A 12,837-nucleotide genomic window follows, 5' to 3' on the forward strand; every position below is an offset into this window, starting at 1 on the left:
GATTTGCTGAGGAATAGTATTGATTGACCACAACTGTCCCTCAGCTTCTGTTTTTTAAAAGTTGAATCGCCATGAGCCCGATTCAATTCCAAAAACAGCTGAGATTGCAGGAAGCCAGACGCCTGTTATTCATGAAGTCAACAGATGCCGCAGATGCTGCATTCCTGGTCGGCTATGAAAGCCCATCACAATTCAGCCGTGAATACTCCCGCATGTTTGGTTTTCTGCCTAAAGAAGATATCAAACGGCTGAGGGGAAAATCTGACTAAATGAACAACGGGGATCTATATTTTTTATAAACTATACTAACTGTTTTTTTGATAGCTAAAGTAAACGTTCACTTAACGTCAAATATAAAAGCTGGTTTCCTTCTCATCAATAAACAATAAAATAGGCTGAAGGGAATTATCATTTTTAAAAATCACCTTCAGCCTTAAACCATTTGTTTTTATGACTGTTCCTCTTCATTTGGATAAAGGACAAACTCATATTGATCCCCCTTTATCTGGTCCTTATAGAATTCAATCTTACGGTTTAATACTTGCAGGTTTTGCTGTAAAGCTTGAATTTCTATTTCTACCATGTGCTTACGCTTTTCAAGTAAATGCATTCTCTCATGAATCGTTTCCTCACCCATTGCTCGCCCATGCTGTATATTGTTTTAGCTCTGTCATCGTCATTCTTGAATCTTTCAAATGGAGCAAAAACCGCACCCAGCCGATATCATGATCCGTAAATTCCCGTATATTATTCTCATTTCGATGAGGATTCAGGAGCTCTTCCTTTTCATAATACCTTAGGGTACTTGTTGTCACACTGATGATGTTTGCAAATTCTCCAATCGAATAAGGAATGTAACCACCTCTTTCGGTATCCATTTCTTGTCGGAGAAACAAGTTCGAAACAAAATCCTTATTTTTAACCTGCCCCCTCGGACACAAAGAATGCTATCTTGCGTCACTTATCCGTGAAGACTTTCCGTTTTAGGCCTGCTTTTGAGTTTAGCCTCATTTTCACGCAATTTCCCATCATAATCGTCAATTTTTGTATCTAATCTTTTAATTGTTTCATCAATTTCTTTCCGCTTCTCTATGAGCCGCTGTCTTTCATCAGCCAAGATATTTTTGCGAGCTTTTACCGTACGATCTCCTTCAGTAAATAACGTTGTATATTCAATTAACGCTTCTATCGATAGTCCTGCATTTCGCATGCATTTAATGAATTCAATCCATTTGATATCTTCTTCATCATAATCGCGAATACCGCTTTCTTTTCGTTTTACCGGCGGGATCAATCCTACACGTTCGTAATATCTGAGTGTTGCAGCTGTTAGGCCAAACTGCTTTGCCACCTGCGCAATATTCATACTCTTCACCTCTCTGTCCTCGTCCTGCATGTTTTGAAGGTAACACTTAAAGTTAACTTTAAGTCAAGCAGAAACAAGTTTTAGCTGCTGAAATCTTTTTTTAAAGATGTTCTGTTCGGTGACATTTGGGCAAGAGAGGAAGAACTGTCTCCGCGGGATCGCAGCATGATTACAGTTTCTGCGTTAATTGCTGGAGGAAGCTTCGAACAATTGACTCCGCATCTTCAAAAAGCGAAGGAAAACGGATTAACAAAAGAGGAAATTGCAGAAATCATCACTCACCTCTCGTTTTATGCCGGATGGCCCAAAGCTTGGTCAGCATTTCATATCGCAAAAGACATCTTTAAAAATGAAAAGAAAACAGGTCAATACATGACATCTGATCAATTAAGCAATAGCACAATCTTTCCGATAGGTGAAAAAGTTGAAGCGAACTTTACCGGGGATGCATATTTAAAATGATATTTACCGATGAGACGCCTCTCAATGCTTCAATCGGGAATGTCACCTTTGCTCCGGGGGCTCGCAATTACTGGCATTCTCATAAAATTGGGCAAGTTTTGTTAGTGACAGGCGGTGAAGGCTGGTATCAAGAAGAAGGAAAACCAGCTCAATTACTCAAAACCGGAGATGTCATAAATATTCTGCCCCATGTAACACATTGGCACGGTGCGGCGAAAGACAGTTGGTTTGTGCACTTAGCCATTACGCCGGGGGCAACGGATTGGTTAGAGCCTGTTCATGATGACCTGTACCATACCTTATAAAAAATGTACGCCTCGGATCAATTGATTCGGTGCGATTTTACTATAAGGGTTCAACCAAGCCGATCATATGAGATTCATTTTAAGATGAGATTTTTTCAAAAAACCCTTGCCTTAAAGCGGACTTTAAGGTTTATCGTTATGTTGAAGACACGATAAAACATAAATAAGTGCATGTTTTTATTTACAGCACTTATGATGAAGAAAGGATAGGTTCATATGTGTAATCAACATCATACCCGTGTATTAAGCATATCACATGCAAAAGCCAAATTTGAGCAAACGACGATTGAACGAAGAGAATTACGGCCGCATGATGTCTTAATTGATATTCAATTCAGCGGTATTTGCCATTCAGACATCCATAGTGCATTTGATGAATGGGGCGGGGGCATCTTCCCCATGGTACCCGGACATGAAATAGCCGGTGTCGTAACAGCCGTTGGAGCAGAAGTTACCAAGTTTGCTGTCGGGGACCGAGTTGGTGTCGGCTGTTTTGTTGACTCCTGTGGAGAATGCGAATACTGTCTCAGCGGTGAGGAACAGTTCTGCACAAAGGGTGTTGTTCAAACTTACAACTCATTAGACTACGATGGAAATCCGACGTATGGCGGGTACAGCCAAAAAATCGTTGTCACTGAGAGATTTGTTGTCCGAATTCCAGACAGTTTGGAAATGGATGTTGCCAGTCCGCTGTTGTGTGCAGGTATCACAACGTATTCCCCGCTGAAACACTGGAATGTTGGGCCTGGTAAAAAGGTTGCCATTGTAGGAGTTGGAGGTCTTGGACATTTGGCAATTCAATTTGCACATGCGATGGGTGCAGAGGTAACCGTCCTGAGCCGCTCCATGAATAAAAAAGAGGAAGCTCTGGAACTTGGGGCAGATCATTACTTTGCAACTAGCGACCCAGCTACATTCACTGCATTGGCCGGGCGGTTTGACGTGATCTTAAATACAGTATCCGCGAATCTTGATGTAGACGCCTATTTATCAATGCTTCGTATAGACGGAACACTTGTAAATGTCGGAGCACCTGCTGAGCAGGACACATACAGTGTGTTTTCTTTAATCATGGGACGCCGCAGCCTTGCAGGTTCTCTTGTCGGCGGAATTGCAGAAACTCAAGAGATGCTTGATTTCGCTGCTGAGCATGGCATCGCACCTAAAATCGAAGTCATCCGCGCTGACCAAGTGGACGAAGCATACGAACGTATCCTCCGAAGTGATGTCCGGTATCGATTTGTGATTGATATTTCCACATTGTAAGTCTAAAAAATTGGTTAGTCCTTAAATGGGCTGACCCGCTTTTATTTACTGGAAATTTACGAAAAACGATCTCCTTAAGCAAATGGTTTGAAGGCCGGTCAATCTTCCTGTTATTCTATGGGCATAAAGAGGTTATAGGAGGTTTTTGATATGAGCAAAAAAATTGCAGTTCTCGTTACAGACCAATTCGAAGATATCGAATATACAAGTCCGGTAAAAGCATACGAAGAAGCTGGCTACAGTGTCGTAGCTATCGATTTGGAAGCCGGCAAAGAAGTTACCGGTAAGCATGGCGAGAAAGTGAAGATCGAAAAAGCAATCTCAGATGTGGATGCTAATGAATTTGATGCACTTTTAATTCCTGGGGGATTCTCTCCAGATTTGCTTCGTGCAGATGATCGTCCGGGAGAATTTGCGAAAGCGTTTGTCGAAAATGAAAAGCCTGTTTTCGCTATTTGCCACGGTCCGCAAGTATTGATTGATACGGATCTTCTGAAAGGCAAAGATATCACAGGCTACCGCAGCATCCGCAAAGATTTAATCAATGCCGGCGCAAACTACAAAGATGCAGAAGTAGTCGTCAGCCACAACATTGTTACAAGCAGAACACCTGATGATTTGGAAGCATTTAACCGCGAATCATTAAATTTGTTGAAATAAACGAGAAGGCACAGACTGTTTAGGTCTGTGCCTTTTTTCAAGTTAAGACTATTTGTTTACATTCTGAAAGACAGCAGTCGCATCCCACACATTTAAGCCAAAATGACCTTCTGAGAATGCGGAATCATTTGCATCGATCACAAGACGGTCATCTAAATAGATTTTAAAGTGATCGCCTTGAGCTTCCGTTTTCAGATGATACTTTTTATTTACGTCTATCGGCGTTTTGTATTCGGCAATAACAGAAGCGACACCGTTCTCAAATTTAAAGAATTTCACTAGGTCATGCTTCGCATCCACGTTGGCAAGATAACCGTTTTTGGCATCTTTGTCAGAGCGGAACATAAGCGCTCCTGCTCCTCTTCCGTTTCCATCCTTAATGGTAATATCAGATTCATAGGTGAAGTCAGATCCGGATGCTGAAGACATGATAAAGGAATCGCCGTCCGATCTCCCTAGTTTCCCCTCAATTGTGTCGGCCCACGTGCCATTTACATTCGTCCAATCAGTCAAATTTGAGATAAAAGGTGACGTTCCCCACACCTTTTTTAAAGGATATATCGTTAAAGATTTTAGCTTTACACTGCCATTTGCAGCAAATAATTCAAGACCCTTGCTAGATCTATCCGGGAGAATGATATCGGTTATGACCTGCTGTCCGTCATTCCCAAATACTTCAACTGAAGAGCGGTCGACAAAAATGCGCATCTTTACCTTTCCATTTACCGGTTTCAGCGGAGCTGTTTGTTTTCCGGTGTTAAAGGTCGGATTAAAGTTGACGTTCCCCGACTCGCTCCGGTCAACGAACAGTTTGGCGTTCTTTCGATCATAGCCGACTTTTGTAAATTGATTTCTGCCTGTTCGGACTTTAAAACCAAATTCAGTTGCTGAACCTGGGGTCACTTGAAATTCTGCATGTAATTCATACGTATCTCCAGATAGGCCTGCTAACACATTTTGGCTTGCGGGCGATATGGTCTGATTCTTCCACCTCTTAGAGGTCCCGCGAATGGTTTGCAGCTCTTTTATTGGTGTTTGGACGACCCTCACTCCTCCAGTAAACGTTTTCAATTTCACCTCTCTTGGAATGGAGGTTGCACTTCTCCATGGGGATGTAGGAACATCATTCGCATATTGCCAATTGCTCATCCAGCCTAACCAAAGCCGCCGGCCGTCTGAGGATGGAATATCAGACCAGGATACAGCCGCATAAAAGTCTTTGCCGTAATCCGTCCAGAGAACTTTGTCTGAAGGATTTTCATTGTTAAAATGAGTTCCATCAAAGTCCCCTATGAAATATTGCATGCCTGATCCTCCCGAAACCGCTCCGTTTCCGACACTGACCTGCATCACCCATTTTTTTTGATTCGGATTGCCGTCTACCGGAAGCTCAAACAAATCCGGGCACTCCCATACTCCCCCATGACTTCCTTGCCCCTGTCCAAATTCACTTGCATACGTCCACTGCTTCAAATTTTTGGACGTATAAATGAGGATTCGGTCTCCGGCCGCAAGCACCATCACCCACTTGTTTTCTTTTTCATACCAAAAGACTTTTGGATCGCGAAAATCTTTTTTTCCCGGGTTTGGAATGACAGGGTTGCCAGCGTATTTCGTCCACGTTCTTCCTTTGTCATTGCTATAGGCGATACTCTGCACTTGATGGCCTTCTCGATCCTGTGTATAAATAGCCACTAGCGGCTTCTCTTTGCCTGTCTGAAAACCGCTTGTGTTATTCCTGTCTACAACTGCGCTTCCTGAAAAGATCGTGCCTTTGTCATCCGGAGCCAGCGCAACAGGAAGGTGCTTCCACGTAACCAAATCTTCGCTCACGGCATGCCCCCAATGCATGGGGCCCCACTGAAGCCCGTATGGATGGTATTGATAGAACAAGTGATATTCTCCAGCATAATATACCATCCCGTTTGGGTCATTCATCCAGTTTGCTTCCGGCGTGAAATGATATTGAGGACGATAATCCTCGTCATAGTAGCTTGAATCGGCTGCCTCAGCCGGAAATGCCATAGTCAACAGCAGGATGAACATGATCATGACTTGAATAAGTCTCTTTTTCATTTGTTCCTTCGCTCCTCTCTTCATGTTTGAACATTTACAAGAGAGACTGCTGCACAAGTTGATCCGTTTCTGGCAATTCTCCTCTGTTTCTCTGTTATCCGAATGATTGACTATATGATGGAGTGCTGCAGTTTCCCTCTTCTTTCTTACATCACACAGCTTATGCTAAGAATCCAGCCCAATATCCAAGAATCCCGATAATAAAGATCCCGCAAATAATGAGAAGAGGATTCACCCCTTTGCGCAGCATCCATGCCACCAATAACGTTAACCCTAGAGGCAGCGCACCCGGCATAATGCTGTCTAACACATTTTGTACGGTTTGAACATCCACTTTTCCACTTTCATCCTTAATCCTGGACACAACGATTGGAATGTTGATCGTGGTCCATTTGGAAACGAGAGCCCCCATTACAAATAACCCGAGAATCGAAGCACCCTCTGTAAGCTTTTGAATGCGATTCCCCGCTAAATCCTGCAGAATCTCCATTCCTTTCACATAGCCATACTTTAACCCGTAATATTTTGTGCTTAATCTTATGGCGTTCAGCAAGAAAAAGAATAGCAAAGGGCCGGCAATGTTTCCTCCTAAAGCAAGGGATGCCCCTAACGCAGCTAAGACCGGACGAATCGTTCCCCAGAAAATCGGATCGCCTACACCCGCTATCGGGCCCATCAAACCGATTTTCATTCCGCTTATTGCTTTTCCATCAATTCCTTTATTGTTCGCCATTTCTTCTTCCATGGCTGCCGTCACGCCAAATATAGGCGCAGTCAGCCACGGATGTGTATTAAACCATTCCAAATGCCGCTGCAAGGCTTCGTTTCTTTTCGCTCCGGGTCCGTACAGTTTTTTGATCGCCGGAATCATGACATAGCAATATCCCATGGCCTGCACACGTTCGAAGTTAAAGGAGCCGAGCAAAAAATTCGAACGAATAAACATGCTGAAAATTTCTTTTTTCGTTAATCTTTTTTCTTTCTCCATTTTTTCATCCCCCCCTTATGGTTTAGGCATCAAGGTCATCATCATCGTCATCATAAACAGCCACATGGCCACTGTCTGATGCGGCGGCGACTGCTCCGTGCGCGTTATGTTTTTGCATCACCTGCTGGTATAAAAGCGCCAGACAGAGACCAAGTGCTCCAAACCCTACTAAGTTAAAATCGGTAAACGCTGCCAATAAGAAACCTATATAGAAAAATGGCTTTAAATAAGGAATATTCATCATATTGATTACCATGGCATATCCGACAACAACGATAATGCCTCCGCCTATTTGCAGCCCTTTTGTAATGACATCCGGGATATTGCCCAAGAACGCCTGAACAGCGCTGACACTGATCAATGCGACAATTAATGTCGGTATCATTACGCGCAGCGCTTGAAACACCATCGCGGTAATATGCATAATTTCAATTCCTTTTATATTCCCTTTTTTTGCGTATTGATCAGCGCGGTGAATGAAAAAGACAGTGATCGTCCGCACAAAAATAGTCAGCGCCTGCCCCGCAGCTGCCAAAGCAACAGCGACGGCGATGCCTTCGCCAATTCCCTGATCAGCGGTAATAACTAAAATGGTTGAGATGACAGAGGCAATCGCTGTATCAGGCGCCATGGCAAGGCCGACGTTCATCCAGCCCAGCGCCATCAGCTCTAGTGTGCCTCCGAGAATAATTCCTGTTTTTAAGTCCCCGAGGACCAAGCCAACTAGCGTGCAGGCCACAAGCGGCCGGTGTGTCTGCCCTTCATCCAATACACTTGCGATGCCGGTGATTGCTGCAATAATTAACAACAAAATAATTTGTAATGAAGACATATTCTCATCCCCTTGATTATTTTGTTACGTTCCGTAAAATCTGTACAAAATCCTCGCTGGCATCTGAAGGCAGCTGCCTCAATTCCAGTGTCACGCCCAAGTCACTTAATGCTTCAAACGCCTTTATATCTTGCTCTGTGACGCTGACTGATTTTGTGATTTGCCTGCGATGATTTTCAAAACGCATTCCCCCGACGTTTACGGTTTTGATCGGCACACCTGCTTCAATAAGAGATACAATATCGGACGGATTTTCAAACAAGAGCATTGCCGTTACTCCTTCATAGCGCGGACTATGAAACGCTTTTGCCATTTTTGAAACCGAAACGGCACTAGCCTTTACATTTGAAGGTGCAACAGAAAGGATCAACGTTTTTCTCATTTCGTCCTGTGCAACATCATCGGAGACAACGATAATTCGGTCTGCTGCATGGACTTTAATCCATCTTGTCAAGATTTGGCCGTGAATAAAGCGGTCATCAATTCTGGCTAACACAATGTTCATTACAATTCATCCTCTCTTGTTTCCTGATTGGCAGTTTTTACTTTTTCTAAATGTTCACTGCACACTTGAAAGCTTTGCTGGCTCATTGCTTTTAAGTTGTTCAGCAAATCTTTAAGTGTCAGATGTTCTCTCAGGCTTAATACCTCCAGCAGAATCGGCAGGTTTACACCGGCTGCCATATCCATTCTTTGATCCTCAGCAATGAAAGAAGCTGCCGCGTTATATGGCGTTCCTCCAAAAATATCGACTAAAAAAAGCACTTCATTTTCTTCCGGAATGTCCTTGAGCGCCTGACGATATTTTTCTTGCAGCGTTTGAATGCCTTCCCCTTTAAAAAACGGCACTGCAAGCAGGTTATTTTCTTCACCGAATATCATCCCTGAAGACTCTTTTAATGCTATGGGAAAATCTCCATGACCACTGATAATAACTGAAATCATATACATTGCTCCTTTCCTGTTTTGTACATCCATATATAATGCAAGGATCGTGCCAACAAAGTTGTGTTAAGCGTTTTCATTAAGTTTTCAGCCAATGATAGTCTGTTGTTGAAACACTTGGAATCAAAAAAATAAACCTGTATTAAAATGGCGTTCCATTTAATACAGGTTCACATTAAAAAACTGCTTTTAAAACAGCTGGCCATGCACTTCTTCAGCGAAGATGGCGGCTATAAATAATTTTTCATCATCACTTATGCGAAGTCCAAGCTTTTGTTCATATGGCGCTAATGTCCGCTCTGTCACATTCACCATTTCTTTCATCTGATCATTTATTTCTTCTTCCTCTGAGAAAGCAATCGGATTCTGCTTAATCACCCTTTCAAAGGCGAACGCCGTATGCATGATGACTTTGATCAAAACTGCATTATTGAATATGGCTCCCAGCTCATCCTGAACAGTTTGCAGCCACTCTAATAACATTTCGATAATATGGTGGGGGTTCAAGAAGACAAGGTACTTTTTTAAGCTATCCTCACAAAGCTCCCTGACAATGATATTTGCTTCGTTCAATCCATTGCTCAAGGGGATGCTGCCTTTGGTAATCGCCTGTTGAATCAGCTTCTCTCCCTCCCCTTCAATTAACACTTCTAAAGATACATGCGGAGCATTGATTTTAGGGTCTTTCGTTCCGACTGTCGCAAGGATCTCATACTCTTTTTCGATTTCTTTTATCCGGTTTGCCAATTTAATAGATGAAACGGTCAATATGTGAATCGGGGTATCGGAGGCTTTGTTTACGATCGTGGTCAGGATGTCTTCCAGCTTTTTGGCCGTTCCGCTGCCTGTCGTGCAGATGGAGACCAGTGCTTTCTTTTTGCCAGATGCTGCTGGCTGCCGCTCCCATAATTCAATAAAATCCTTCGTGACCGATTGATAGATCGCATGCAAATTCAAATCCAAATAATTCACCTTTCTGACAGCATCCAGCACCATTGAGGTCGTAACATTGCTGATTGTTTTGATAGCAATGCCTGTTTTTTCCTCCAGCTTGCTCTCCAGCATTGCAAGTGACCCCATGTCTACCAGCATTAAAACACCTTCGCCTTCGTCAACCTGTTTCATTTTTTCCGCTACGCATTCGATAATGTCCGAAGGTGAAACAGAAAGCGGCATATCAACTGCTGCAATTGGAGTGCTTCCTAACAGTTCTGTCGCAACTTCAACCATTGAACTCGCCGTGCTATTTCCATGTGCAGCCACGATAATACCGACCCTTTTGTTCTCTTTTAACGATTTAATGGAGTGAATCAGCATCGTTAAGTAGATGACCTCTATTTCCGGAATAGCCACTTTAAAATATTCCTGAATTTTATCTTTAAAAATCATCGCCACCCGATATTCTTTCACATGAGTATCACGGATTTCATCAGTCTCCTGTGTGTTTAAAACATCAATTTGCTTACCGCGCTTTAAAAATGCGTCAATATGCATACTCAAGAAATAAATAAATTTACGGTCAAATGTGCAATCCAGCTCATGTTCAGCTATTTCTTTTAACTGTTTGGTCATTTGAATCACGTCATCTTCAACGAATGTCAGCAGGCTGTCCTTTTGAAACGCCCGATGCTGAAAAAAACTTCTGACATGCAAATGGATATCAGTCAAGATGTATTGATTAATATCCTTTTTAGATAACCCTTCTTTCATGAGGGTTTTCACTTTTTCCTCGATCAAATGATACAGATTAAATGAGAGATCTTCGTCAATTTTTGTTGTTTCATCTTCTACAATCGGAGAGATGATCGTTGTGATATTTACATATTCAGAAATCGCTTTGCTTCTTTGCATGTTTTTGCTGCTGGACATCCAGTCTTGCTTGATTTCATCCGGCAGATCCCGAACAGTCAGTTCAATAACCTCATTTCTGTCAAGGTTGTGCAAAAACCCGTGTGCACAAACTAACTGGACATTTGATTTCAGCTGTCCCACATTCCCAAATTTTGCAGAATGAATAAGCGCATTATAGACATCTATGTGCACACTCAGATTTTTCTTAATTCGCTCTGCTTCTTTCCCTAATAAAAACGTCGTCAAATCCACTCTTTCTTTAAGCGATCGTTCTTCAAGCGAAGGAATATGAATGGTCATTGGGATTCTTCGCAAAAATGTTTTTAATAGTGCAGAACTCGGATTTTCTGTAGTGGCGCAAATAAACAATACTTTTGATGTTCGTTTATGTTCAGATTCTCCAAGCCGGTTATAAGAACCGCTGTCAATAAAATAAAACAGCATTTCTTGTCCCTCAGGAGGGAGACGATGGATTTCATCCATAAAAAGAATCCCTCCATTGGCCTGTTCGACTAAACCAGCTTTATCCTCGCCGGCACCTGTAAATGAGCCTTTTTTGTGTCCGAATAATTGAGAAAGCAATAATTGAGGATTGTTGTAGTAATCTGCACAGTTAAATGTAATAAATGGAGCACCGGTCTTCAAAATGTCAGAGTAAATGGCAAACTGGTAAATCCGGTTTGCAAAAAGGGATTTACCGGAACCTGTTGGCCCTAAGAGGAGCATATGCAGACCGTTCGGCGGATAAAAGACAGCTGCCTTTGCCTGGGAGATTGCTTTCTTCAAGCTGCCTTTTGCCCCAATCATAAGCTCTAGAGGATTCGTGGAAATGTTTTGATGATTCTGTTTTGGATTCCCGGAAAACAGCTCCAGGCCTTTCACTTCCATCATCTCTGTATCCCATTTCTTGTTATATAACCTTTCCACTATTTCCACTGGGATATATCGCACAGGAAACGTTTTAATTTTTATGACCTTTTTAGATCGGACGAGATTGTTCAATTCAAAACTGACATTGGACCGCTCCATTTTCAGCTGCTCAGCAATTTCCTTTGCTGAATTCCCCTGTACTTTTAAAAGTTGATCTAAGCTGGAGTCATGAAAATTATGCATGAGCTGATGGTATATTTTATCTATTCTTTTCACGTCTATCATCCTTTGCCCTTATTAGATAAGCCCTTAACAAGAATATTCCGAATCTTTATGACAGACAGCCTTGAGATTATCTATTGATACACTTTCAGAAAGGTCTTTATAGCAGATTGACATACTGACCTTTTATGCCTATGTGTTTATCACTTCAAATTATTTATGTTTGATATTAGTATTTTAGATTCGCAGTTCTTCAAGACTGTGCTCCTTCCAAAGTAATAATCAGTAAACAGTTTATCATTCTTCAGGAACGTAATGATGGAAAAATCCCGAATGACAGAAAATAAATCTAATAGATCAGGACATTTTTCCCAAAATACATTCCCACTAGACATGACATCAATTGAAAACAAAAAAAAATGCCGGACACTCTATGTGTCCGCCACAGTGATTCACGATAAAAAATCAGGATGCAGCAACTGCCCGATCTTTCTCATTTCATTATGCAAAACTTTTATCCTTACAATACATCTGGAAGGTCAGTGAATCTGTAAACATAAAAACTTTATCTCCATCGGCAAAGAATAAATAATGATGATTTCTTGCAGCCATCTTGCCCAGGATTGAAAAATCACCGATATGAGCGATTTGATATCCCCTGCTGTTTTCAAGCAAAGTGGGCGTATGATCATACAAATCGTTACCTATTAAAAAAGCCTTATATTCTTCATAAACCTCAGCAAACTCATCATCCATCATATCGTCCAGATGACATCCTCCCTCCCAGTCATGACTTAGAAATGGCGTAACAACTGTTTGGCCGAATGTTGATAGATAAGGAGATATCCATTGAAAAAATAGATCCTCCATATGGACCCACTGTTTTTTCGAAACTTTTATGTTTGTATAAGGATTCTCGACTGAGTCAAAACCGAATGATTGATAAAAATCTTTTGTGATAAGCATATTCTTCGGGAGACATTTGGCACCTTTA

The 12,837-nt window shown here is 41.9% G+C and carries 12 protein-coding genes and 4 pseudogenes; 5 read left to right on the top strand and 11 right to left on the bottom strand.

What is annotated here, in order from left to right:
* Positions 1-68: 68 nt before the first annotated feature.
* Positions 69-269 (top strand): annotated as a pseudogene (locus RAC86_RS11465) (helix-turn-helix domain-containing protein); the annotation flags it as partial.
* 179 nt (positions 270-448) lie between these two features.
* Here the strand turns inward: RAC86_RS11465 and RAC86_RS11470 are convergent.
* The 3 genes from RAC86_RS11470 to adhR all read right to left on the bottom strand — a co-directional run bounded on the left by RAC86_RS11470 (position 449) and on the right by adhR (position 1,366).
* Entirely contained in the window at positions 449-637 is a 189-nt protein-coding gene (locus RAC86_RS11470) for a MerR family transcriptional regulator (protein WP_014114565.1), read from the bottom strand.
* On the bottom strand, positions 630-896 hold the full coding sequence (locus RAC86_RS11475; protein WP_236827507.1) for a MerR family transcriptional regulator: 267 nt from the start codon (positions 894-896) through the stop codon (positions 630-632). Before RAC86_RS11475 ends, RAC86_RS11470 begins: the two co-directional genes overlap by 8 nt.
* Positions 897-961: 65 nt before the next feature.
* Positions 962-1,366, bottom strand: a complete 405-nt coding sequence (gene adhR, locus RAC86_RS11480; protein ID WP_072566604.1) for an aldehyde stress transcriptional regulator AdhR — start codon at positions 1,364-1,366, stop codon at positions 962-964.
* 105 nt (positions 1,367-1,471) lie between these two features.
* On the opposite strand from adhR, the pseudogene RAC86_RS11485 reads away from it, so the two are divergent.
* From RAC86_RS11485 to yraA, 4 genes and pseudogenes are all read left to right on the top strand, one after another.
* Positions 1,472-1,645, top strand: a pseudogene (locus tag RAC86_RS11485) (carboxymuconolactone decarboxylase family protein); the annotation flags it as partial.
* A gap of 93 nt (positions 1,646-1,738) precedes the next feature.
* Positions 1,739-2,133, top strand: a pseudogene (locus RAC86_RS11490) (cupin domain-containing protein).
* 216 nt (positions 2,134-2,349) lie between these two features.
* Positions 2,350-3,399 (top strand): NAD(P)-dependent alcohol dehydrogenase, encoded by a 1,050-nt coding sequence (locus RAC86_RS11495; RefSeq protein ID WP_377885634.1) that lies wholly within the window; start codon positions 2,350-2,352, stop codon positions 3,397-3,399.
* Between the two features lie 150 nt (positions 3,400-3,549).
* A complete protein-coding gene (gene yraA / locus RAC86_RS11500) occupies positions 3,550-4,059 on the top strand; it encodes a cysteine protease YraA (RefSeq protein ID WP_014114569.1) in 510 nt (169 codons plus the stop codon).
* A 48-nt stretch (positions 4,060-4,107) separates the two neighbouring features.
* Here the strand turns inward: yraA and RAC86_RS11505 are convergent, their stop codons facing one another.
* From RAC86_RS11505 to RAC86_RS11540, 8 genes and pseudogenes are all read right to left on the bottom strand, one after another.
* Positions 4,108-6,135 (bottom strand): glycoside hydrolase family 32 protein, encoded by a 2,028-nt coding sequence (locus RAC86_RS11505; RefSeq protein WP_072566605.1) that lies wholly within the window; start codon positions 6,133-6,135, stop codon positions 4,108-4,110.
* Positions 6,068-6,211 (bottom strand): annotated as a pseudogene (locus RAC86_RS11510) (hypothetical protein). Before RAC86_RS11510 ends, RAC86_RS11505 begins: the two are co-directional and overlap by 68 nt.
* Positions 6,212-6,295: 84 nt before the next feature.
* Positions 6,296-7,123: a PTS fructose transporter subunit IID gene (gene levG, locus RAC86_RS11515; protein WP_014114571.1), complete on the bottom strand. Its 828-nt coding sequence runs from the start codon at positions 7,121-7,123 to the stop codon at positions 6,296-6,298.
* A gap of 22 nt (positions 7,124-7,145) precedes the next feature.
* Positions 7,146-7,955 carry a PTS fructose transporter subunit IIC gene (gene levF, locus RAC86_RS11520; RefSeq protein WP_014114572.1) on the bottom strand — a complete coding sequence of 270 codons (810 nt, stop codon included), beginning with the start codon at positions 7,953-7,955 and terminating at the stop codon, positions 7,146-7,148.
* Positions 7,956-7,971: 16 nt separating this feature from the next.
* A complete protein-coding gene (gene levE / locus RAC86_RS11525) occupies positions 7,972-8,460 on the bottom strand; it encodes a PTS fructose transporter subunit IIB (protein WP_014114573.1) in 489 nt (162 codons plus the stop codon).
* A complete protein-coding gene (gene levD, locus RAC86_RS11530; protein WP_014114574.1) occupies positions 8,460-8,900 on the bottom strand; it encodes a PTS fructose transporter subunit IIA in 441 nt (146 codons plus the stop codon). The genes levE and levD overlap by 1 nt, the downstream gene beginning before the upstream one ends.
* Positions 8,901-9,089: 189 nt before the next feature.
* Positions 9,090-11,897 carry a transcriptional regulator LevR gene (gene levR / locus RAC86_RS11535; RefSeq protein WP_072566606.1) on the bottom strand — a complete coding sequence of 936 codons (2,808 nt, stop codon included), beginning with the start codon at positions 11,895-11,897 and terminating at the stop codon, positions 9,090-9,092.
* A 447-nt stretch (positions 11,898-12,344) separates the two neighbouring features.
* Positions 12,345-12,713, bottom strand: a complete 369-nt coding sequence (locus RAC86_RS11540) for a hypothetical protein (protein ID WP_236827509.1) — start codon at positions 12,711-12,713, stop codon at positions 12,345-12,347.
* Positions 12,714-12,837: the final 124 nt, after the last annotated feature.

The organism is Bacillus sp. LR_5, assembly GCF_042709275.1.